The following is a 22,657-nucleotide window of genomic DNA, read 5'->3' on the forward strand; positions in this document are numbered from 1 at the left end:
ACGTTCGCGGGTAGCGGTCAACGACGGCGTGCGTAACCGGTGCGTTTTAGGCGTATTTACCGTTCCCCTTTCTGGACAACGGCAAATTGCCTGAAATAATGACAGCGGACGCAGACAAGGAACAACGCATGAAAAATGAAAAGAGCCTGAAGATCACCCTCGCTGACGGAGAGCTGCAGGGCGGCATTGATGAGGGCATCTTCGTGTTTAAAGGCATTCCCTACGCTGCACCGCCAGTGGGGGAACAACGCTGGCGTGCGCCCCAGCCGGTGCTACCCTGGCAGGGCGTACGACGCGCGCTGCACTTTTCTGCCGCGAGCTGGCAGAACCGCGACTATTGTCTTGCCATGGGCGGGGGCGATCCCGGTGATTTCAGCGAGGACTGTCTTTACCTGAATGTCTGGACGCCAGAGCTGCGACCAGAAAAACCCTTGCCGGTGATGGTGTGGCTGCACGGTGGCGGTTTCACGATCGGTTCGGGTGGTCTGGCACCCTATAATGGCAAACCGCTGGCCTCACGCGGGGCGGTGATCGTCACGATTAACTACCGACTGGGCCATCTGGGCTTTTTTGCGCATCCGGCGATGGAAAAGGAGCAGGCGGCGAGCGGCACACTTCATAATTTTGCCCTGCTGGATCAGATCGCGGCATTAAAATGGGTACAGCAGCACATTCACGCCTTTGGCGGCGATGCCAGTAACGTTACGCTATTCGGTGAATCCTCGGGCGCACGTAGCGTGTTATCACTCTGCTGCTCACCGCTGGCGGCTGGTCTTTTCCACAAAGGGATAGTGCAAAGTGCCTACAGCCTGCCTGACGTTCCCCGCGCTGCGGCGCTTAAGAAAGGGGTGAAGGTCGCCACCGGTTTGGGTTTACCCGCTGATGCCAGCATGGAACAGCTCCGCGCGCTGCCTGCCGATGCCTTTTGGGCCCTGGACAGCCGCTATGGACTCGGCCCGGTTGCTATCGCGGGCGATGCGGTTCTGCCTGCCCCTGTGCTGGAGACCTTTATGGCCGGACGCCAGCATCCCCTGCCGCTGATGGCAGGGAGCAACAGCGACGAGGCCAGTGTGCTGGAGTATTTCGGCGTCGATGCCGCCACCGTGGTAGATCGGATTCGCCGCCAAAACCGGTTGAGCTATCGTGTGCTGAAGTGGATTTACCGTGTTGAGCAGGATGCGCTGCTCGGGCGTGCCGCAGCACGCGATATGACCTTTACGCTTCTTCCCTGGCTGGTGATGCGGGCACAGCAAAAAGTCGCTATGCCGGGCTGGCGTTACTGGTTTGATTACGTCTCTGAAAATGCCCGGGATCTCTATCCGCACGGCACCTGGCACGGTAATGAAATTCCCTACGTGATGAATACCCTTGAGAACATGCCCGTAATCAGTGAAGACCGCTGCTTCACGGCTGCAGACCGCGCCTTTGCGCAGCAGGTTAGCGACTACTGGTTCCGCTTCGCCCGCGACGTTAACAGTAAGACGACGCAGCTTGAAGGAGAACGCTCATGGCCCATCTGGCGTGCAGACAGTGACATGACAATGTCACTTGGTGGCGAGGGTAAGGCGTCATTCAGGCTGCTGCGGGGCTTTATGCGTCGCCGCCTGTCTCTGTTTCGCCTGATGATGGCGCGAATGGTGCGGCTGTAGGGCCAGATTCGTCAGTACCGGATGCACTTGCGCCCACCGCCGGGCCTGATTTTCACAGCACGCTATGATTTCTTGCCACGCAGCCGTGACCGCATAAAAAAGTATAACAATACCGTTACATTTTCGGCTTTTCTGCCGATATATCCCATACGCCCGGTTTTACGGGTTAACGTTTAAGGGATTTCAGTATGGGTATGCTTAAAAATTTCACTATTCGCGCGGTAATGCTGACGATACTCGGGCTGTTTTGCCTGCTGTGGAGCGGTATCGGTCTGTTCACCATTCATTCACTTACGTCATTAAGTGACGGCAATGATGTCGACCGCCATATCGTTGAGCAGATGACCGCGTTGAGTAAAGGTAACGATCAGTATTTTCGTATGATCACGCGTTTGTCGCGCGTAATGGAGAAAAAAACGGCCGGTGTGGCGCAAAACGATGAGGCTTTTGCACCCGTACAACAGGCATTAGACAGCATGTCTCAGCAGTTAACCCTGTTTAAACAGCTTTCTCCTGGCCCGATGGACCCTGCCGTTGCCAATGACGTGATTGATAAATGGCAAAAATTGCTCGACCAGGGCGTTACTGTTCAGCTTCAGCGTGCCCGTCAGGATTCGCTGGATGTTTATCGCCAACAGGCGAATGACGTCACGCCCGCCCTGAGCCGTGCCTTCGGTGCCAGCACTGAAAACTTCAATAAAGTGGCCAGCGTAAAACTGGGGCAAACGCGCGTCGAAGTCGATCGTCTGACCGCGATGACGAAAACAATGATTTCAGTCACGGTGGTGATTGGCTTGCTGATTCTGCTGTTTACCGACCGTTATCTGGTCAAAATGCTGGTCAAGCCGCTGGAAAAAATCCGCGAACATTTTTCAGTGATTGCCAAAGGCGACCTGAGCAAACCCGTCGAGGATATGGGCCGTAACTGCGTCGGTAAACTGGTGCCGCTGTTGAGCGCCATGCAGGACAGTCTGCGCGAAGCCGTCAGTGCTATTCGCAGCGGTACGGAAAATATTTCACGCGGTGCCGCCGAGATTTCGATTGGTAATAACGATCTGTCATCCCGCACCGAAGAGCAGGCCGCCGCGCTGGAGCAAACCGCAGCCAGTATGGAACAACTGACGGCGACCGTGAAATTTAATGCGGAAAATGCGCGCCAGGCCAGCACGCTGACCGAAGCGGCAACGGTAACGGCGAAACAGGGCGGCAGCCTGGTGGGTGAAGTGGTGACCACCATGAACGGCATCTCTGACAGTTCGAAGAAAATTGCAGAGATCACCAACGTCATCAACAGCATTGCTTTCCAGACCAATATTCTGGCGCTCAACGCCGCAGTGGAAGCTGCCCGTGCCGGCGAACAGGGCCGTGGCTTTGCGGTAGTAGCCAGTGAAGTCAGAAACCTGGCGCAACGCAGCGCCGGTGCAGCGAAAGAGATCGCCAGCCTGATTGCCGATTCGGTTGAGCGCGTGGAAAAGGGCGCCCAATTGGTCAGCACCACCGGCGGCACCATGAGCGGTATCCTGAAGTCGGTTCAGGATGTAGATGCGATCATGAAGCAAATCGCCGAGGCCTCAGAAGAACAAAGCAAAGGCATTTCGCAGGTCGGCACGGCGGTGACCGAAATGGACAGCGTGACGCAGCAAAACGCCGCGCTGGTCGAAGAAGTGTCTGCCGCTGCCAGTGCGCTGGCCCTGCAAACGGAAGCCCTGCAGGCCTCGGTGGCGCAGTTCCGTTTGTCCAGTGATGCGCCAGCGGCACTCGTGACCAGCCGAAAACCGCCATCAACACCGGCCAGCCCATCGGCACCTCTTCAGCCGAAAACCGCCACCGCGGATAACGGCGACTGGGTAACCTTCTAAGCGAAACCTGTGCACCGCCTTCATCGCGAAGGCGGTGTTTTACAACGGCCTTCCTGATGAACTATTCCGCTGCCAGATAGCACAGCTTCTCTGCCACCTGATAGGACTTCACAAACGAGGTGACGGGCAGAAACTCGAAGCGTGAATGAAAGTTATGCGCGCCCGTAAAGAAGTTCGGTGTTAATAATCCTTTGGCAGAAAGCGCTGCACCATCGGTACCGCCACGCATAGGGATCACTTTGGGCGCAATATCCAGTTCGCGCAGGGCAGCAAAAATCAGATCAACGGCCCGACGATCGTCACCAATAGCGTTGCTAATGTTGCTGTAAATATCGCGAACGGTCATCTCTACCTTGCCCGTGGGATAGCGTGCGGCGATAAGCTCGACAACCTGTTGAAGCTGCTGTTTTCGTGCCGCAAAACTTGTCAGATCGAAATCGCGAATCGATGCGTTAAGCGTTGCAACACTGGCGTTGGCCTGCATTTCGTTAAACCAGATATAGCCTTCACGGCCCTCTGTATGTTCCGGCGTCGCCTGTCTGTCGAAGTGGCTGATAAAATCGTGGGCCATCAGCAAGGGGTTAACCAGCACGCCTTTCCCCGACATCGGATGCGCCGGTACGCCGGTAAAGCGGATTTCCGCTGCGGCCGCGTTGAAGTTCTCATACACCACTTCTCCCAGTTCACAGCAGTCAATCGTCCAGGCAAAATCCACGTTAAAGCGGGCTTCAAGATCCAGCGCTTTAGCCCCGCGCAGGCCGATCTCCTCGTCCGGGACGAACGCCACCACCACATCGCCATGTTTGCCCTGTAAATTCTCCATCAGCGTCATGACGACGCTCACCGCCGCTTTATTATCCGCCCCTAATACGCTGGTGCCGTCGCTGAAAATGATCGGCTGACCGGTGTAGGGCGCGATCTCCGGATGCGCATCCCGACGCAGCCAGATGTCCTGTTGCGGGTTCAGGCAGAGATCTTCTCCTTGCCAGGTCAGGATCTGTGGATGAATGTCAGGGGACAGCCCGACGTCAACCGTATCGATGTGCGTAATAAACCCAATGCGAGGCGCGCCGGGGCAGTTGCCCGGTTTTACCGCGGTCACTGTGGCATGTTCATCAATCACAACCTGCTCAAGGCCCAGCTCGCGCAATTCGTCCGCCAGGAGCTTCGCCATCGCGTGCTGACTCGGGGTACTCGGCAATGTGCTCGACCTGGCATCACTTTGGCTGCTTACCGCCAGGTAACGAAAAAAACGCGTGATCAGTTGCGTCTGAAGTTTGTCGGTCATCACTAATCCTTATTAGTTGACGTACTGCGGGGTTCGCTATGGTGGAGATTCATGCTATCTATCAAACATCTAAATAATTCATTTAGATATTCTGACTAACGGAAGTCAACAGAAAGCGAGGACAATAATGAGAAACAGGCTAACGACCCTGGCACTGCTTACTGCGGGTATTGCTCTGGCGAGCGGCGTCAATGCGAAAACGTTGGTGTACTGCTCAGAAGGCTCCCCGGAGAACTTTAATCCGCAACTTTACACCTCGGGAACCAGCGTGGATGCCAGCGCAGTGCCGGTATTCAACCGCCTGGTAGATTTTAAGCCTGGCACAACGGAACTGATTCCGAGCCTGGCAGAGCGGTGGGACATCAGTCCCGACGGTAAGGTTTATACCTTCCATCTGCGTCATAACGTCAAATTCCAGAGTAATAAGCTGTTTACGCCCAGCCGCGCGTTTAACGCGGATGATGTGATCTTCTCTTTTATGCGCCAGATGGACAGTAAAAATCCCTATCATGCGGTATCGGGTGGCAACTATTCCAACTTTGACAGCCTGGAGTTGGCGACGCTCATCACCCACATCGATCGCGTAGATGACCATACCGTGCGTTTTACGCTGGCTCATCCTGAAGCCCCTTTTCTTGCCGATCTGGCCTGGTATTTTGCCTCCATCCACTCTGCTGAATACGCTGACAAAATGCTGAAGGCGGGCACGCCTGAGAAGGTCGATATGGACCCGATCGGTACCGGGCCTTTCCAGTTGGTTCAGTATCAAAAAGACTCACGCATTCTGTATAAGGCGTTTCCTGACTACTGGCAGGGAAAAGCCAAACTTGATCGGCTGATTTTCAGCATCACGCCTGATGCGGCGGTCCGTTATGCCAAGCTGGAAAAAAATGAGTGTCAGGTGATGCCGTTCCCGAATCCGGCCGATCTCGAAAAAATGCGGCAGAACAAGGACATTACCCTGAAGCAGGCGGCAGGATTGAACACGGGGTTCCTGGCGTTTAATACCACCAAAGCGCCGACAGATAATGTGAAAGTCCGCCAGGCGCTGGCTATGGCGATAAACAAGCCGGCCATCATTGAGGCGATTTTTAAAGGCACAGGTACGGTTGCCAAAAACATCCTTCCGCCGGGTGTATGGAGCGCGGACAAGGATCTTAAGGATTATGACTACGATCCAGAAAAGGCAAAAGCACTGCTGGCAGAGGCCGGCGTAAAGCCGGGTACGGAAATCGCGCTGTGGGCAATGCCGGTTCAGCGCCCTTACAATCCCAACGCGCGCAGGATGGCGGAGATGATTCAGGCTGACTGGGCCAAAGTTGGCATTAAAGCCAATATCGTCAGTTATGAATGGGGTGAATACCTTAAACGCGTGCGCAGCGGCGAACATCAGGCCGCGCTGATGGGCTGGACCACTGCGACGGGCGATCCTGATAACTTTTTCGGGCCGCTCTACAGCTGTACCTCGGCGAAAGGCGGTTCAAACTCTTCAAAATGGTGCTATCAGCCGTTTGAAACGCTGATCACCCAGGCGCGGGCCGAACCGGATCAAAGTAAAAGGACCAGCATGTACCTGCAGGCACAGCAGATGATGCATGATCAAATGCCTGCCGTCATGATTGCGCACTCGACCATTTACGAGCCAGTCCGTAATACGGTCAGCGGCTATGAAGTCGATCCTTTTGGCAAACACATCTTTTATCAGGTCGATATTAAACAGTAACCCATGCTGAGCAGGCTCACAGGGACGTGCGCCGTTTTGCCTGCAAAATATCAGATATGTTGTACATTTAAGAGGTGTTTGATACGAAGTAAGGAAATGGCAATGGCAAACGGTTGGGCTTCAGAAGGGGCGGTACAGGAACAGATCGACAGTACGGTCAACGACGGTATTGAACGCGTACGTCAGTCGCTTGGCCAGGGAGAAAGCGCGACAGAGTGTGAACTTTGCGGTGAGCCGATTCCGGCTGCGCGTCGTCAGGCACTGAAAGGCGTGCGCTACTGTGTCGCCTGTCAGGAAAAAATCGATAAGCAACAAAAAGACAGCAGTCTGTATAACCGTCGCGGCAGTAAAGACAGCCAGCTACGTTAAGCTCAGGAGCCCGGCATGGCCAGGCCACTGCCAATAAACCAGGCGAGAAAACCGATACCGGCCACGATGATAGCGATGGGGAACAACAGACCAATTCTCATGTTTATCCTGTCAGGGTTGTTAGGGATGAATATTCAGGGACACTGTTATTCCTGAGCTACGCCAGCCGTAGCACGGCGCGATGGTTCTTCAGCAACGTAAACAGCTCAAACTGGGTCGCTTCATTAACCGAACGCTGCAGCTCGCCTTTGGTGTACATCATCGTGTGGATATGGCCCAGTTGACGCCACACGACAACGGCAGAGGCGATGAGTGCGCATGAATCCTCGGCCTGAACACATTCTACTGTGGCATGGTGTGTGTCGTCTAAGTCATTAACAAAAATTTTCAACCCATCCGCGGGTAAAATTGCCCGAAAGTCTTCCAGCATCACCTGGCTGACGTTGCGCGATAAATAGAGCGTTAACCATTTTCTCGTCATCATGACACCTGACGTTAATTATTTTCTCTGTTATACGGGGTAAACAGATGTAATGGAAGTGTTGAGATTATTGATGTGATATTAAGTTCTGCGTAGTAACCGACGGGCTTTATAACCCGCAGGTTAAATTCTATTGGCCTAAATCAATGCGCGATACGTTCCTTGATCAATGAGCGATGCATTTTAATTAAGCATTTAATACAACACGTTTAAACCTGTTGATCCTGCACCGCTGGGCGTAACGACCATAAAAAGGGCTAAGAATATAAGCTTAAGGATTGCAGGTATTTTCAGGGGGCATTTTATCGTCGATGGGCGGGTAAACAGGGCCGGGGACTTACTTCCGCCAGACGCGTTACTTCAGCCAGACCGGTGTCCGGTACGTCAGGCTGGACGGTGCATGACTGTTCAGCAACTGAGCGTTTTCGGTGAGGCGGAACCCAGCGCTATTTCGCGGGACGTCAGAATGATTCACCCTGATAAGCGGCTATTTAGCAGGGCATAGAAGGGGACCGGAGTTTTACGTCGCGCGGTCTGTGATCTTATTTGAGACGAGCGTGACGGGGAGCAGTAAATAACATCAGGCTCCAGATAAAATCTGAAGCCTGTTATTATCAGCCATTAGAACGTAACTGCGGATAACGTTTGAAAATATAGACACACCATAATAGTGCGGCCAGACCAATCATCGCCCCCACATTACCCACATCAGACAGACTCATATAAGCGCTAACCTGACTGCCTAACAGCGCACCCGCGCCGATGCCGATATTATAAATACCGGACATTAATGACATCGCCACATCCGTGGCATCAGGGGCCAGAGACAGCACGCGGATTTGCATCCCCAGGCCGATCATCATCATGGCCATTCCCCAAATCACGCACAGGGTAATGATAGCCCCAGGGCGGACAGCCGCGAAGATTAACAGCCCCATGCACAGGGTCACCAGGGCAATAGCGGCAATCAGCAGTGCAGAGGGGAATTTTTTACCCAGCGAGCTGAACAACAGGCTGCCGACAATGCCCGCCGAACCAAACAGCAGCAGCAGTAACGTCGTGAACCCCTCGCTGGCGTTGGCGACGAGCTGCATAAAGGGCTCAATGTAGCTGTAAGCGGTGTAGTGCGCGGTCACCACCAACGTCACCAGCAGATACATTCCCACCAGCGCCGGACGGCGGAACAGCAGCGGAACGCTGCTGAGCGATCCCGTGTGCTCGCTGGGCAGTCGGGGCAATATGCGGACAAGCATAATCATCAGCACCAATCCAGACAGTCCGATCACGCCGAATGTGGTACGCCAGCCCAGTGCCTGGCCCACAATGCGGCCGATAGGCACGCCCAGCACCATCGCCAGCGCAGTCCCGGTCGCCAGCATGCTCAGCGCCTGGGTCTTTTTACCTGCAGGCGCAACGCGAATGGCCAGCGAAGCCGTAATGGACCAGAACACGGCGTGGGATAGCGCAATGCCAATACGTGACACGATCAGGGAGCTAAAGCTCCATGCAAACGTCGAGAGCACATGGCTGGCAATAAAGACGCTAAACAGCACCGTTAACAGTAACCGGCGCTCAAAATTTCGCGTCAACAGCATCAAAGGCAGTGACAACAAGGCCACCACCCAGGCATAGATCGTCAGCATAATGCCCACTTCCGATGTTTTCATCGAAAAGCCTGCAGCAATATCTGAAAGCAATCCCACCGGCACGAACTCGGTAGTATTAAAAACAAAAGCGGCAATGGCCAGCAGCACCACGCGTAGCCAGGCCGTTTTACGGGAAACAGTTGTTGATGGCATGAGAAGTTAAATCAGTCTGTGCGTCAAAAATGGATGAGAGTGCTCACCCCATGAGAGTGACCTGCGTCACAATTTAGCGGTTATTGTGGAGGAATTAAGCGCCGGGTGGAACCACCAGGCGCCGATTAAGATGAAATTTTTTAGCCTGACGCCTGCAGGCGCTGTTTATGGCTGGCGATTACGCTGTCCGGGCATCATGCGCCGCAACGTATTATCTTTCAGGGCATAGTGATGAAACAGCGCCGCTGCCACATGCAAGCCAATCAGCCAGTAGCCTAAGGGAGCGAGCGTCTCGTGCCAGTCGGTCAGTGTGTCCGCCAGATCAAAGTCAGGCTCGCCGGCCATCGGCATCGGAATGCCAAATAACCACCACTCACGTCCTTTCAGATAACGCGACGCCAGACCCAGCACCGGAAGGGTAATGAAAAGCGCATAAATCAGTGTGTGCGTCAGGTGGGCCAGGCCGGTTTGCCAGCGCGGCACCGGGGGAATAATTGCAGGACTGCGATGACGGATTTTCAGCAGCAACCGCGACAACATCACCACCAGAATGGTCGCCCCGGCGCTGAAGTGCGTCACCATCATGGCAAAGCGCTGCCAGGAGCCGCGTTCGACATAGCCGCGCAGTTCCATCGTGGCATAGGCGACGATGAGCAGCAAAACGGTAAGCCAGTGAAGCGCAATTTGAGATGCGGCAAATTTATCACGCATGGTAAATCCCTGTCAGAAAGTAAGGGCTCTAAGATAACGGAAAAAAGCGAAAAAGCTTAACGAATTGACCACTTCTGGCTGGGATAACGAAAGGATGATTGGCCGCGTCAGGCAGCAGAGAGAGGCGATATGAAGGGCAACACGGGAGTGGTTGAGGATGGCGGCCAGGAACCGCCATCGTTACGTCAAACGGGCGCGCGTAATCAGAAATCGACGCCGTGCTTAAGCGCCACACTGTCCTGGGCAGGCTGAGGTTTAGCCGCGGTCACCGGGCAACATTCCTCACAGCCTAAAGAGCCGGGATAATATTTGCGCGCCTGCTGAATGGCGGCGGTCGCCGAATAAAACGTGCCAAGAAACAGCCGACCTTCCAGGTCCGGAAGGTATTTACAGCCATTTGCATGCACAACATGATTATTGTTGTAGCCTGATTGTTTGTTGACGTAATAGTAACGCGCCATTAGGTCTCCCCTTTGCTGTGAATTCAAAGATTACATTAATCTTTGGGATCAAAACGAGTATAGCGGGGAAACGCGTGAAATCAGCAATCACGCTGATAATACGGACAATTCTTGTACAGGAGATATTCCGGGCAGCAAACCACCCGGAATATTTATTAAGATTTGCTAGAGTTTGCGCCTGTGCAACTGCCAGGCAACCCACAGTGCCACCAGCAGTAAAGCGGAGATGAACAGCGTAATACCACCCCAGCCAAACTGATGCCAGAAAAAGCCGCCTGCCGTGCCAGCCACGCTGGAGCCCACGTAATAGCTGAACAAATACAGCGAAGAGGCCTGACCTTTTGCCCGGCGGGCGCGAGGGCCAATCCAGCCGCTGGCAACAGCGTGGGCGGCGAAAAAACCGGCGGTAAACAGCATCATACCGACAAACACCAGCACAATGGCGTTAAAGGCAGTCAGGAGTAAGCCTGTCAGCATAATCAGGGTAGAACCCAACATCACCGGACCGCGACCAAACTTGTTGGTTAATGCCCCGGCCTTCGGCGAACTCCATGAACCCGTCAGATAGACAACCGACAACAATCCCACCACGGCCTGACTTAAATGCCAGGGCGCGCCCAGCAGGCGATAGCCAATGTAGTTGAACAGCGTCACAAAGGCCCCCATCAATAACAAGCCCTCTGCGAACAACAGCGGTAATCCCGCATCCCGCCAGTGCAGTCGAAAATTGATCGCCAGATGGCGTGGGCGCAGCGAGGCCGGACGGAAATGACGGGATTCCGGTAAGATTTTCCAGAACATCAGGGCGGCGGCCAGGGCAAAGCAGCCAATTGCCGCGATAGCCACGCGCCATGAAAAAAAGTCGGTTAACACGCCACTGATTAAACGGCCGCTCATACCGCCAATCGAGTTTCCGCTGATATACAGCCCCATTGAAAAGGCGATTACGCTGGGATGAATCTCTTCACTCAGGTAGGTCATCCCCACGGCGGCCACACCGCTCAGCGACAGGCCGATTAACGCCCGCATCAGCAAAATGCCGTGCCAGCTGGTCATGGTGGCCGACAGCAGGGTGCAGATTGACGCCAGCATTAATGCCGTCACCATCACGGACTTACGTCCTATCGCGTCCGACAGCGGGCCAGTAACCAGCAACCCCAGGGCCATCATCGCGGTTGAAATGGACAAAGAAATGCTGCTCGCGGCGGGTGAAACGCCAAACTGTGTGGAGAGCACCGGCAGAATAGGCTGTACGCAATAGAGCAAGGCAAAGGTCGCCAGCCCGGCAGAGAACAAGGCGAGCGTGACGCGCATAAACGGGCGTGTGCCGCGCACGATGCCGTCAGACGCGGGAACATCAGACTGTTCCGGCACGTTTCTGTCCAGCGGCAGCGCAGGTGAGGAGCGATTCACAATGGGTCCTTATGAGTAAAAACATAGCGTTACTCTAGAAAAGGCAGATTAGGTTGTCTAATATATTAATAATCTCAAATAAGATGTTTAACATATGAATATAGAGCTGCGTCATCTGCGTTATTTCATCGCCGTTGCGGAAGAACTTCATTTTGGCCGCGCAGCCCAACGCTTACACATCTCGCAACCGCCGCTGAGTCAGCAAATTATGCAGCTTGAGGCGGAAACAGGCGCGCAGCTCTTTAACCGCACCAATCGCAGCGTGCAGCTCACGCCCGCCGGACAGCAGTTTTTACAGGACGCGCGGGCCATCCTGCTGCAGGTTGATCAGGCGACGCAGCGCGCTGCGCGTTTGCATCGCGGTGAAGAGGGGGAGCTGCGCATTGGTTTTACCTCTTCTGCTGCTTTTATCGGCGTGATGTCGGATGCGCTTTATCGGTTTCGTCAGCGCTGGCCTGAGGTGCATGTTCAGATGCAGGAAATTAATACCCGCCAGCAATTGGCTCCGCTGCATGAAGGGAAGCTGGACCTTGGGGTGATGCGTAACACGCCGCTTCCGGCGGATCTGCATCATCAGCTTTTGCTGCGTGAGCCGCTGTGTGCCGTGGTGCATAAAGCGCATCCGCTGGCCGCAGCAGGGCAGATTTCGCTACAGGCACTGGCAAACGAACCTTTTGTGTTTTTTGATCCCCAGGTGGGGACAGCGCTTTATAGCGAAATTCTTGATCTCCTGCAGCGCTATCAGATCCGGCCCTATATCACTCAGGAAGTCGGCGAGGCGATGACCATATTAGGACTGGTGGCGACCGGGCTGGGCGTTTCCATCCTGCCTTTGTCATTCAGCCACGCGCGCCTCGCGAATGTGGTATGGCTGCCGCTTAAGGAACCGGATGCGCTCTCGGAGATGTGGCTGGTGTGGTCGGGTGAAAGAGAGATGAGCGCGCAGATGACGCATATGATGGCTTTGCTGCGTCGCTAAAGGGCAGCTATCCCACAATGTCAGAAAAATTATGTGTGATAAATCACATATCTAAGCAAATCTTTGCCGTAACAAGCCAATCTGCCGCACCATAGCGGATATTTATTTAGAAGCGCGAAAATAACCGGAGCAGGGTGTGAGTTCGGACAGTCAACCTGGCCATATTGACCAAATCAAACAAATTAATGCGGGGGTCGTTTACCGGTTAATCGATCAGCATGGGCCCATTTCGCGTATTGAACTGTCAAAACGGGCCCAACTGGCCCCTGCCAGCATCACAAAAATCGTGCGGGAAATGCTTGATGCCCACCTGGTTCAGGAAACCGAGTTTCAGGAGCCGGGTGCCCGTGGACGTCCGGCGATTGGCCTTATCCTTGATACGGATGCCTGGCACTATCTGGCTATCCGTTTGCATCGTGGCATATTGACGCTCACCTTACGCGATCTGAGCAGCAGGGCGCGGGTTGAGGATCATCTGCCTTTGCCCGATGACCCAACACAGCCGTTGCTGACGACCCTGACCGACCATGTCGATGCGTTTTTTATTCGGCATCAGAAGCAGTTAGAAAGGCTCACCGCGATTGCCATCACCTTGCCGGGCTTGATTAATGCCGCCTCCGGCGTCGTGCACCGTTTACCGGGTTACCGTTGTCATGACATGCCTCTGGGCAGCACCCTGGCGGCACGCACCGGTCTGCCGGTATTTATCCAGCATGATATCTCAGCCTGGACGCTGGCTGAGTCGTTGTTTGGTGCGTCTCGTGGCGCACAGGACGTGATACAGATTGTGATCGATGAAACCGTCGGCGCGGGTGTGATCACGGGCGGTCAACTGCTGCACAAAAGCGGACGGGCGCTGGTCGAAGTGGGCCATACTCAGGTCGATCCTTACGGTCAGCAGTGCTACTGCGGCAATCACGGCTGTCTGGAGACGGTTGCCAGCACCGGCAGCCTGCTGGCGCTGGTCGCCCAACGGCTGCCAGGCCAGCCTGACAGCCTGTTACATCATCAGGCGTTAACGCTTTCCGCTCTCTGCGAGGCGGCGCAGGCCGGCGATCGGCTCGCCCGGGATGCGATCGCGACGGTGGGACATCACGTTGGCAGAATCCTGGGCATGATGGTCAACATCTTTAATCCTCAACAAATTCTTATAGGTTCGCCGCTAAATCAGGCGGCAGATATTTTATTTCCCGCCGTACAGAACACGATTCATCAGCAGTCTTTACCTGCTTACAGCGCTGAAATTCAGCTAGCACCGACTGAATTTACTGAGCCTGGCACACTTGGCGCCGCCGCCTTGATCAAGGATTCACTCTACAGTGGTTACCTGTTAGTTAAGTTACTGCAAGGTTAAGCATCACTAACCTTGCGCTAACGCAATCTGCCCGGTCTTTTCCTTCCTTAGAATGTGAATTCGCACGAAAGCCTAATCGTCGATTAGCCCATACCGCTTGTGAAGGAGAAGTCGAGTGAAAACGCTATTTATTACTGGAACCGATACCGAAGTGGGAAAAACCGTAGTCTCACGCGCGCTGCTACAAAGTTTTAGTCAGGCGAACGAGCGGGCAGCGGGTTACAAACCGGTTGCCCGCTGCGGGGTCAGGACAGAAGAGGGCCTGAGAAACAAGGACGGTTTATTTTTGCAAAACGCCTCTTCCCTTGCGCTGCCGTATCATGCCGTCAATCCGGTGATTTTTGAGAAAGAGGAAATTTGCGGCTATCCGCCTGAAAAGGTGGACTATGCGCAAATCACCCAAGGGTTGCAGCACCTCAATCAGCTTGTCGACCGCGTGGTGGTCGAAGGCACCGGTGGCTGGCGCAGCCTGATGAACGATACGCAACCGCTTTCGACCTGGGTGGTCGAGCAGCAACTGCCGGTGATCTTAGTCGTCGGTATTAAGTTAGGCTGCATCAGCCATGCGCTGCTGACGGCCGAGGCGATTCTGGCAGACGGTTTACCGCTTGTGGGTTGGGTCGCAAACCGTATTAATCCCGGACTGGCGCACTATGCCGATATCATTGCCGTCCTGCGTGAACAGATTTCCGCGCCCCTTCTGGGTGAGTTGCCTTATTTACCGCGCGCAGAGCAACGCGACCTGTCGCCATATCTTGATATCTCGCGGCTAAACGCGGATAACCTGCATTTTGCCCGTGCAAAAATAGCCTGATATAAACCGCAATATCAGGGTAGTCCGCTAATCAGAACGCTTTATTTTTTCAGACGTGATGTGTCTGAGAGCACCAACAGACAGTGATATGGGATGAGAAGCAAGGTCAATCATAAAAGGGCCGCAATGCGATTGCGGCCCTGATTCGTTACGGATTCAGACGACGACGAGTCCGCCCTGAGCTGAGATAGTCAGCAATATAATCCTGAGAAATTTCCCCGCTGTAGCGTCCATCCTCATCCACAATTGGCATCCATACGGTGTTGTGCTCATAGAGTTTTGACAGCACCACACGCAGGTTTTCCTCGGCTTTACCGGTGACTTTAAAGGTATGCAGCATCTCTTCGCAGCGACCGCTGGCGTTTCGTGCTTCGCGACGTTTCACAAAACCTAATGGCTTACCGTCGTCGTCCACCACGGTAATGGAACGCATGTCGTTGTCGTCCATGGTGCCAAAGGCCTCCGTTAACGGCGTTGAGCGTTTCACCGTGATCGTTGGCTGCTGGTCGGTGACATCGCCGGCCTGAACTAACAGCAGACGCTTCAGGGTACGGTCCTGACCGACGAACGAGCCAACAAACTCGTTTGCTGGCGTTGCCAGCAACTCATCCGGGCTGGCGCACTGGACAATTTTGCCCTGACCGAAGACCGCGATACGATCGCCAAGCTTTAACGCTTCATCAATATCGTGGCTGACCAGCATCACCGTTTTCTTTAACTGGCGCTGCATATCCAGAAACTCGTTCTGAATCACTTCCCGGTTTATCGGGTCTACTGCGCCGAAAGGTTCATCCATCAGCAGCACCGGTGGATCCGCCGCCAGCGCGCGGATCACCCCGATACGTTGCTGCTGGCCCCCGGACATTTCGCGCGGATAGCGGTGCAGGAACTTGTGCGGATCAAGCGCCACCATGCTCATCAACTCCGTTGCCCGCTCGCGGCACTGCTTCTTATCCCAGCCCAGCATGCGTGGCACGACGGTAATGTTCTCTTCAATCGTCATATTGGGGAACAGGCCGATTTGCTGGATCACGTAACCGATATTGCGGCGCAGGGTGGTGGTGTCCTGCGTACTGGTATCTTCGCCGTTAATTAAAATCCGGCCGCTGGTGGCGGGAATCAACCGGTTAATCATTTTCAGCGTGGTGGTTTTACCACAGCCGGAAGGGCCCAGGAGCACACACATTTCTCCGGCGGGAACTTCCAGACTCACATTGTCCACCGCTTTCATCAGCGTGCCATTTTTCTGGCTGAAGGTTTTCGTCAGATTTTCAAGTTTTATCATTATCGAATTCCCTTAGGAGTCAGCGCCAGCTGCAAACGGTGCAGCAGCCAGTCAAGAACAATAGCCAACAGACAAATCATCAGCGCCCCGGCGATCAGCATACGAATATCACTGCCGCTGATACCATCCAGCAACAGCATGCCCAGGCCGCCCGCGCCAATTACGGCAGCGATAGCCATCACGCCGACGTTCATGACCACAGCGGTACGGATACCACCGAAGATCACCGGGAGCGCCATGGGAATCTCCACCCAACGCAGGCGCTGCCAGAACGTCATGCCAATGCCGCGACCGGCTTCACGCAGGCCATCTGGCAGATTCTCCAGCGCGGTATGGGTATTACGCACGATGGGCAGTAATGAGTAGAGGAACACCGCTGTGATAGCGGGCAAGGCACCAATTCCCTTACCAATAAGGGAGAACAGCGGAATCATCAGGCCAAACAGGGCAATGGTTGGGATGGTCAGTACAATCGTGGCAACCCCAAGCACCGGCGTTGCCAGCCATTTGAACCGCACGATCAAAATGCCAAGCGGCACGCCAATCACAATGGCGCATCCCACCGCGACCAGCACCAGCCAGGTATGTTGCCAGGTGAGCGTGAGCAGGTTATTCCAGTTATCAATGATGTAATGAAGGGTATCCATGATGCCTCCTTACAGCATGTTTTTGGATTGAAGGAAATCGCGCGCCACCTGTTCAGGTGACTGGTGGTCGATGTCCACCCGCTTGTTCATCTCGGTGATGGCCTCGTCGGTAATCAGCGGGGAAAGCTGATTCAGCGCCGCCTCAAGACCGGGATGGCTCTCCAGGACGTCTTTACGCACCACCGGCGTCACGTTGTAGCTGGGGAAGAAGTGTTTATCGTCTTCCAGCACCTTAAGATCGAACCCTTTCACGCGCCCGTCCGTGGTGTAAATCAGCCCGGCATCAACAAAACCATCGCGTACAGCGTTGTAGACCAGGCCCGGGTCCATCTGGCGAATCTGTGGCCTGTCGAGCGTCAGGTTATAGGCCTTCTGCAGGGGCTTCATCCCATCGGAACGGCCATAAAATTCCAGGTCCAGACCGAGACGCCAGTTGTGTTTTGGGTCCGTTTTTCGCACCTGTTCCATTTTTGCAACCAGTTGCGACAGAGTAGAAATGCCTTCTTTTTCAGCCCGGGCGCGCTGCATAGCAAAGGCATAGGTGTTGTTCATCGGGGCCGGTTTGAGCCAGATAAGGCCCAGTTTGGCATCCAGATTTTTAACGGTGTTGTAAGCCTCCTCAGAGGACATCGGTTTGTTGATATGGTTGAAGATAATCAGCGAGGTACCCGTGTATTCCCAGGTCATATCGATCTGCTTATTGATCATGGCATTACGACTGATGGTGGTCGCGATGTTGCGTTTCGGGACAACGTCAAAGCCTTTCTTTTGCAGCCACATCACCGTCATGGCAGACAGAATGTGTTGCTCGGTAAAGCTTTTTGTCGCGAGCACCAGCGGTGTGGCGGCTTGTACGGTCTGGCTGAGTGCCAGCGTGGTCATCAATGCCAGAGTACAGCTCTTAATCCAGCGCGTTAGCATTACAAACCCCTTATTGTTATGCCGCAGCGTGCGGACTGAGATAGCGCCCTAATGACGCCAGTAGCATATCCAGCACCAGTGCAACCAGCGCGGTTGCAACCGCACCCAGAATAAGCACAGGGAAGTCGTTAAGATAAATGCCGGGGAAAATCAGCTCGCCGAAACTGCTGGCGCCAATCAGGAAGGCCAGCGGGGCGGTGCCTACGTTAATGGCCGTGGCGATACGCACGCCAGCCAGAATTACCGGTAAGGCGTTAGGGATTTCAACCTGACGCAGGCGTTGCCACTTGGTCATACCGATGCCGTTTGCCGCCTCGAGCAGGGAAGGCGGCACTGCGCTGAGTCCGGAATAGGTGTTGCGGACAATCGGCAGTAAGGAGGCCAGAAACAGCGCGATCAGGGCAGGCTTGTCACCGATGCCGATGACCACCATGGCCAGCGCCAGTACGGCCAACGGCGGCAGCGTATTGCCGACGTTAAAGATTTGCATCACGTATTCCGCCCAGCGACGTGCAAAAGGGCGGCTGAGCAGGATACCGCTGGGAATACCGACCAGCAGCGCGAACAGCATTGACCAAAACACCAAAAACAGGTGCTGCTGTCCAAGGTAAATCAGATCGACTCTGCGGGCGACCAGTGTATCCCAGCCAAGCCCCCAGACCAGTGCGCCCAACACTGCTACAACAGCAAGCAGCGCAAGACCGGCACGTTTGGCCAGTGAAGCGTTATGCATATGGATTCTCCCTGTTAACAGATCTGTTGTTATAGATACCCAAAACAGCATGACAAAAGCGGCTAAATTGATTGCAGCTTCCAAAACCATGACTGTCGCTAAAGATCGAAAACCGCTGCCATTTTCTGCGTAATTTCAGCAACTGCAGAAAATACAGCTTTATTCCTATAGCAGCGCCAAGCGAAGCGCGCCAGTTTTTATCGGAAAAATCAGGAAGATAGGAATAGCCCAAAAGCGCCTCAGCCCTTATAGCAACTGGTTTAAGGGCGAAACTACCTAAAAACGCATCTATTAGGTGACGGTGTCACATATTGAGCTGAAGTGATTCCTGTCGCGCTAAATTTGCGCTAGCCTTAGAGGACTTAAAAAGGGAGCATCATGACCAACAGCACCTCCGCACCATCGCGCCGTCACTGGATTCTTCTTGCCTGTATGCTGGCGATGTTTATGGCGGCTATTGAAGTCACCATTGTGGCGACCGCGATGCCCACTATTGTGGCTGACCTGGGCGGCTTTTCGCAGTTCGGCTGGGTTTTCTCGGTCTATCTCCTGACGCAGGCGGTAAGCGTGCCGCTCTATGGACGGCTGGCCGACCTGTGGGGACGAAAAAAGATGCTGTTCCTTGGCATCATCCTCTTTCTTATGGGGTCCGTGCTCTGCGGCTTTGCCCAAAGTATGCTTTGGCTGATTATTTTCCGCGCCTTCCAGGGGCTGGGTGCCGGTGCCATCATGCCGCTGAGTTCCACCATCGTGGCCGACGTCTATTCCCCGCGTGAACGGGCCAGCGTGCAGGGCTGGTTGTCCAGCGTGTGGGGCGTCGCCGCCATTATCGGCCCGTTGTCTGGCGCATGGCTGGTTCAGCACTTTAGCTGGTCAGTGATCTTCTGGGTCAACGTACCGATTGGCATGATCAGTATGCTGATGCTGGCGGCGCTGTTGCCCGCTCACCCGCAGAAAGCACAGCCGTCTCAGTCCCTGAATCTGACCGGCAGCGGCTGGCTGACGTTATGCATCAGCGCCGTACTGATTGCGCTGTTGCAGGCGGAGCAGTTGGGATACTGGCTGTTGCTGTTTTTGCTCATTGGCCTGGTGGCGGGTTGGCAGTTAACCCGCCATGAGCAGCGCACCCGGTCGCCATTGTTTCCGTTAGTCATCTGGAAGAGCCGGCTTATCATCGCAGGAAACTTAGGCAATCTGGTGATTGGTGCGACCATGATGGGCGTCAGCGCTTTTCTGCCGACCTGGATTCAGGGCGTGACGGGAGGTTCGCCGCTTCAGGCGGGGACCGCGCTGGCGATGATGTCGATAGGCTGGCCGCTGGCAAGCACCCTGAGTGGCCGGTTGATGCTGGTGACATCCTACCGCTTTACCGCGCTGTTGGGCGCGCTGTTGCTGATTAGCGGCAGCGCCTTGCTGCTGCTGTTACACAGAGAAAGCTCGCTGTTTCAGGCCGGATTTACGGCGTTTGTCATCGGCACCGGCATGGGAATGACCAGCACGACGTTTCTGGTGTCCGTGCAGAATCATGCCGATTATGACGTGCGCGGTATCTGTACCGCGTCGGTCATGTTTAGCCGCATGATCGGTTCGGCGTTGGGTACGGCGGTGATGGGTGCCGTGCTGAATCTGAATCTGCAGTGGCGACTGCCGCAGGCGCAGGACCCGGTTCAGCAAATCATGTCACAGGAAACCCGCGATCGTCTGGCCCCCGATGTCTTGCAACATATGCTGCAGGCCATTGCCGCATCGCTGCACTCGGTATTTATCGTGGCGTTGGTGATTGCGTTACTGACGATGTGGGTAGCATGGAAAATGCCGCGCCAACAGCCACAGCAGGCTGAATAAGGCGGGAGCAGCAGTAACGCGTTGCGTGACAGGCGGTCAGAGGGATAGCGCGGCAAAAGAAAGGGCGACAGTTATCGTCGCCCTGAACGTTATTGTGTCGAGGTATCTTGCGAGCTGCCTGCGCTGTCCGGCACAGATGCACCTTCATCGCGGCCCAGCTTTTTATAGACGATTTTCTGGCTGTCGTTGTCGCAATGGCCGACCACCTGACCGCCCGCCTGATCAACCTGATCATTGGCGACCACGTCAAGGCTAAAGCCAGATTCGGGCACACCGTTTTGAATGATTTTCTGGCTGATATCCGCTTTTACAGATTCGCAGGATGCCTGAGCCAGCAAGGGGAATGCCAAAAACGTCGCGGTCAGTAATGCAGTCTTGATCTTCATAACCCTTTCCTTTTGTCATGCGTCAGTCATTACTATAGCTGAAATTTACGGCAATACCGGGCGGCCTGTGCGGCGATCTAAACAGCGCAGCGTGTTCGGTTCCCAGTAAGCATTCAGGTTAGCACTTTGTTCGCACTTATCCCGTGTGTCGAAGGCGCGATCGGCCTTATCGAACTCTTTTTCCACCCGATTGTTCACTTTATTACGCAGCATATGCGTATCATTCCACTGCTCTTTACTCTGGCGTGCCGCTTCGTTATTTAGCGCGCTGCTGCCGTTTTCAATAATCAGGTGATCGGTAGCTGCACTCACAGACAGGGCGGTCGCAGAAAGCAGGGCCACCATCAGAACCGGAACCAATTTTTTCATCGTAATATCCTTCGATTAACTCTGCTTTTACCTATGGGTAAAACTATTGCATCAAATGAGGATAGTATACCATTGACGATTACTTGCTCACCAGTTGTGTGCATGTTGTTTACCTGTCAGAGAGATTATCGTGCTGCTCAAAACCACCTTCCTGTTTTTTATAACCGCACTGGCGGAAATTATTGGCTGTTTTCTGCCGTGGCTCTGGTTGAAGAAGGGCGCCTCTGTCTGGTTGTTATTTCCTGCTGCATTAAGCCTGGCGCTGTTTGTCTGGCTGCTCACCTTACATCCTGCCGCCAGCGGACGTGTTTATGCGGCTTACGGCGGCGTTTATGTGCTGACGGCGTTGCTGTGGCTGCGCGTGGTCGACGGGATCAGGCTGAGCGTATGGGACTGGAGTGGCGCACTCATTGCTCTGAGCGGCATGGTAATTATCGTGGTGGGTTGGGGCAAAGCGTAAACGCCAGCCCGGGCGGCTGGCGCTGCGATCAGGGTTTGTGGACTTTCAGTCCCGCCAGGGTCTGACTGACAGGCATCATTTCCAGAGTGTTAATGTTGACGTGCTTCGGCAGTGTCGCCACCCAGTAAACGGCTTCGGTGACATCTTCCGGCGTCAGGGCTGTCGCGCCTTCATAAACCCGATCGGCCTTGTCATCGTCGCCTTTAAAGCGCACGTTGGAAAACTCGGTACCGCCGACCAGGCCCGGCTCAATATCGGTCACGCGCAGTGCGGTGCCGTGTAAGTCGGTACGTAAGTTGAGGCTGAACTGGCGCACAAAAGCCTTGGTTGCCCCATAGACATTGCCCCCGGCATAAGGCCAACTCCCGGCAATGGAACCAATATTAATAATGTGGCCGACGTTACGCTCTACCATGGCAGGCAAGACGGCGCGCGTCATATAGACCAGCCCTTTGGTATTGGTGTCGATCATATTTTCCCAGTCATTCACATCTGCCCGGTGCGCCGGTTCGATGCCCAGCGCCAGGCCAGCGTTATTCACCAGAACATCAATATGACGCCACGCATCAGGCAACTGCGTGATGGCTTCTTCAATGGATGCCCGGTTACGCACATCTAACTGAACGGTATACAGATTGTCGCCCAATTCCGCTTTTAGCGCCTTCAGCCGTTCTGCACGACGTCCACTGGCGATGACCTTATGACCGGTTTCGATGAACCGGCGGGTAATGCTTTGGCCAAATCCTGCGGTGGCCCCCGTAACAAATATAATCATCTCGCTTTTCCCTTATCCCGTTTCGTGGTGTTTGCATCACCTTAGCATGTCAGTTTTGCGTATGCCCGTTGAATTCTGAGGCAATGATGACCGCGACGTTGCGCTGTTTTAGCGCAGGATGCACTGAAACCGTGCAGTGCCCGACGCTGCCGGGGAAGCATTCAGGCGGCTGATGGGTTAGCAACCGATTGCCTTGGGTGAGCAATCGGTTGCGTGGTGATTTTGTCAGCATAAAAGTTGCGCAACAAAGAAATCCATCTATCTTTATGAAAATAAAGGATTTTAATTAAATCGCTGCTGGCACGACTCTTGCAAAGTGATTACATATAGACAGTG

General features: G+C 54.4%; 23 protein-coding genes. 9 read left to right on the forward strand and 14 right to left on the reverse strand.

Features of this window, described 5'->3' with window-relative positions; all coding sequences use genetic code 11:
• The first annotated feature begins 128 nt into the window (after positions 1 to 128).
• Together CMR03_RS01675 and CMR03_RS01680 are read left to right on the forward strand one after the other, a co-directional pair.
• A complete protein-coding gene (locus CMR03_RS01675; RefSeq protein ID WP_096010561.1) occupies positions 129 to 1,649 on the forward strand; it encodes a carboxylesterase/lipase family protein in 1,521 nt (506 codons plus the stop codon).
• Positions 1,650 to 1,837: 188 nt separating this feature from the next.
• Complete coding sequence (locus tag CMR03_RS01680) at positions 1,838 to 3,508, forward strand: methyl-accepting chemotaxis protein (RefSeq protein ID WP_096010562.1); 1,671 nt, start codon at positions 1,838 to 1,840, stop codon at positions 3,506 to 3,508.
• Positions 3,509 to 3,569: 61 nt separating this feature from the next.
• Here the strand turns inward: CMR03_RS01680 and pepT are convergent, their stop codons facing one another.
• A complete protein-coding gene (gene pepT, locus CMR03_RS01685; RefSeq protein ID WP_063879705.1) occupies positions 3,570 to 4,796 on the reverse strand; it encodes a peptidase T in 1,227 nt (408 codons plus the stop codon).
• A gap of 127 nt (positions 4,797 to 4,923) precedes the next feature.
• Here pepT and CMR03_RS01690 point away from each other — a divergent pair, with 127 nt between their 5' ends.
• A complete protein-coding gene (locus CMR03_RS01690; RefSeq protein WP_063879704.1) occupies positions 4,924 to 6,519 on the forward strand; it encodes an ABC transporter substrate-binding protein in 1,596 nt (531 codons plus the stop codon).
• Between the two features lie 102 nt (positions 6,520 to 6,621).
• Entirely contained in the window at positions 6,622 to 6,888 is a 267-nt protein-coding gene (locus CMR03_RS01695; protein ID WP_063879703.1) for a DksA/TraR family C4-type zinc finger protein, read from the forward strand.
• 2 nt (positions 6,889 to 6,890) lie between these two features.
• Here CMR03_RS01695 and CMR03_RS24915 read toward each other — a convergent pair whose 3' ends face one another.
• From CMR03_RS24915 to CMR03_RS01720, 6 genes are all read right to left on the reverse strand, one after another.
• Positions 6,891 to 6,989, reverse strand: coding sequence for a YoaK family small membrane protein (locus CMR03_RS24915; RefSeq protein WP_015700245.1), 99 nt, complete (start codon positions 6,987 to 6,989; stop codon positions 6,891 to 6,893).
• Between the two features lie 56 nt (positions 6,990 to 7,045).
• Complete coding sequence (locus CMR03_RS01700) at positions 7,046 to 7,369, reverse strand: hypothetical protein (RefSeq protein WP_063879702.1); 324 nt, start codon at positions 7,367 to 7,369, stop codon at positions 7,046 to 7,048.
• A gap of 614 nt (positions 7,370 to 7,983) precedes the next feature.
• Positions 7,984 to 9,168: a sugar transporter gene (locus CMR03_RS01705; protein ID WP_063879701.1), complete on the reverse strand. Its 1,185-nt coding sequence runs from the start codon at positions 9,166 to 9,168 to the stop codon at positions 7,984 to 7,986.
• Between the two features lie 165 nt (positions 9,169 to 9,333).
• Positions 9,334 to 9,879 carry a cytochrome b561 gene (cybB, locus tag CMR03_RS01710; protein WP_063879700.1) on the reverse strand — a complete coding sequence of 182 codons (546 nt, stop codon included), beginning with the start codon at positions 9,877 to 9,879 and terminating at the stop codon, positions 9,334 to 9,336.
• A 203-nt stretch (positions 9,880 to 10,082) separates the two neighbouring features.
• Positions 10,083 to 10,340: a hypothetical protein gene (locus tag CMR03_RS01715; protein ID WP_096010563.1), complete on the reverse strand. Its 258-nt coding sequence runs from the start codon at positions 10,338 to 10,340 to the stop codon at positions 10,083 to 10,085.
• A 165-nt stretch (positions 10,341 to 10,505) separates the two neighbouring features.
• Entirely contained in the window at positions 10,506 to 11,753 is a 1,248-nt protein-coding gene (locus tag CMR03_RS01720; RefSeq protein ID WP_096010564.1) for an MFS transporter, read from the reverse strand.
• A gap of 94 nt (positions 11,754 to 11,847) precedes the next feature.
• Between CMR03_RS01720 and CMR03_RS01725 the strand changes: the two genes are divergently transcribed.
• The 3 genes from CMR03_RS01725 to bioD all read left to right on the forward strand — a co-directional run bounded on the left by CMR03_RS01725 (position 11,848) and on the right by bioD (position 14,900).
• Positions 11,848 to 12,732: a LysR family transcriptional regulator gene (locus tag CMR03_RS01725; RefSeq protein WP_096010565.1), complete on the forward strand. Its 885-nt coding sequence runs from the start codon at positions 11,848 to 11,850 to the stop codon at positions 12,730 to 12,732.
• 136 nt (positions 12,733 to 12,868) lie between these two features.
• Positions 12,869 to 14,086: a sugar metabolism global transcriptional regulator Mlc gene (mlc, locus tag CMR03_RS01730; protein ID WP_096010566.1), complete on the forward strand. Its 1,218-nt coding sequence runs from the start codon at positions 12,869 to 12,871 to the stop codon at positions 14,084 to 14,086.
• 115 nt (positions 14,087 to 14,201) lie between these two features.
• Positions 14,202 to 14,900 (forward strand): dethiobiotin synthase, encoded by a 699-nt coding sequence (gene bioD, locus CMR03_RS01735; RefSeq protein WP_063879695.1) that lies wholly within the window; start codon positions 14,202 to 14,204, stop codon positions 14,898 to 14,900.
• A gap of 148 nt (positions 14,901 to 15,048) precedes the next feature.
• Here bioD and osmV read toward each other — a convergent pair whose 3' ends face one another.
• The 4 genes from osmV to CMR03_RS01755 are packed head-to-tail and all read right to left on the reverse strand — an operon-like array spanning position 15,049 to position 18,486.
• On the reverse strand, positions 15,049 to 16,185 hold the full coding sequence (gene osmV, locus CMR03_RS01740) for an osmoprotectant ABC transporter ATP-binding protein OsmV (protein WP_063879694.1): 1,137 nt from the start codon (positions 16,183 to 16,185) through the stop codon (positions 15,049 to 15,051).
• Positions 16,185 to 16,832 (reverse strand): osmoprotectant ABC transporter permease OsmW, encoded by a 648-nt coding sequence (osmW, locus tag CMR03_RS01745; RefSeq protein WP_096010567.1) that lies wholly within the window; start codon positions 16,830 to 16,832, stop codon positions 16,185 to 16,187. Before osmW ends, osmV begins: the two co-directional genes overlap by 1 nt.
• Before the next feature lie 9 nt (positions 16,833 to 16,841).
• Positions 16,842 to 17,753 carry a glycine betaine ABC transporter substrate-binding protein gene (locus CMR03_RS01750; protein ID WP_063879692.1) on the reverse strand — a complete coding sequence of 304 codons (912 nt, stop codon included), beginning with the start codon at positions 17,751 to 17,753 and terminating at the stop codon, positions 16,842 to 16,844.
• A 16-nt stretch (positions 17,754 to 17,769) separates the two neighbouring features.
• Positions 17,770 to 18,486: an ABC transporter permease gene (locus CMR03_RS01755; RefSeq protein WP_063879691.1), complete on the reverse strand. Its 717-nt coding sequence runs from the start codon at positions 18,484 to 18,486 to the stop codon at positions 17,770 to 17,772.
• A gap of 378 nt (positions 18,487 to 18,864) precedes the next feature.
• Here CMR03_RS01755 and CMR03_RS01760 point away from each other — a divergent pair, with 378 nt between their 5' ends.
• The gene (locus CMR03_RS01760) at positions 18,865 to 20,331 is read left to right on the forward strand and encodes an MDR family MFS transporter (RefSeq protein WP_063879690.1); all 1,467 of its coding nucleotides are present in this window, start codon (positions 18,865 to 18,867) and stop codon (positions 20,329 to 20,331) included.
• An 89-nt stretch (positions 20,332 to 20,420) separates the two neighbouring features.
• Here the strand turns inward: CMR03_RS01760 and CMR03_RS01765 are convergent, their stop codons facing one another.
• Both CMR03_RS01765 and CMR03_RS01770 read right to left on the reverse strand, forming a co-directional pair.
• On the reverse strand, positions 20,421 to 20,717 hold the full coding sequence (locus tag CMR03_RS01765; RefSeq protein ID WP_063879689.1) for a DUF1161 domain-containing protein: 297 nt from the start codon (positions 20,715 to 20,717) through the stop codon (positions 20,421 to 20,423).
• Between the two features lie 45 nt (positions 20,718 to 20,762).
• Positions 20,763 to 21,086, reverse strand: a complete 324-nt coding sequence (locus CMR03_RS01770) for a DUF1283 family protein (protein WP_063879688.1) — start codon at positions 21,084 to 21,086, stop codon at positions 20,763 to 20,765.
• 133 nt (positions 21,087 to 21,219) lie between these two features.
• Here CMR03_RS01770 and CMR03_RS01775 point away from each other — a divergent pair, with 133 nt between their 5' ends.
• Complete coding sequence (locus CMR03_RS01775; RefSeq protein ID WP_096010709.1) at positions 21,220 to 21,546, forward strand: YnfA family protein; 327 nt, start codon at positions 21,220 to 21,222, stop codon at positions 21,544 to 21,546.
• A 28-nt stretch (positions 21,547 to 21,574) separates the two neighbouring features.
• Here CMR03_RS01775 and ydfG read toward each other — a convergent pair whose 3' ends face one another.
• On the reverse strand, positions 21,575 to 22,321 hold the full coding sequence (ydfG, locus tag CMR03_RS01780) for a bifunctional NADP-dependent 3-hydroxy acid dehydrogenase/3-hydroxypropionate dehydrogenase YdfG (protein ID WP_063879687.1): 747 nt from the start codon (positions 22,319 to 22,321) through the stop codon (positions 21,575 to 21,577).
• Positions 22,322 to 22,657 lie beyond the last annotated feature (336 nt).

The sequence above is a fragment of the Pantoea allii genome, assembly GCF_002307475.1.
GTDB lineage: Bacteria > Pseudomonadota > Gammaproteobacteria > Enterobacterales > Enterobacteriaceae > Pantoea > Pantoea allii.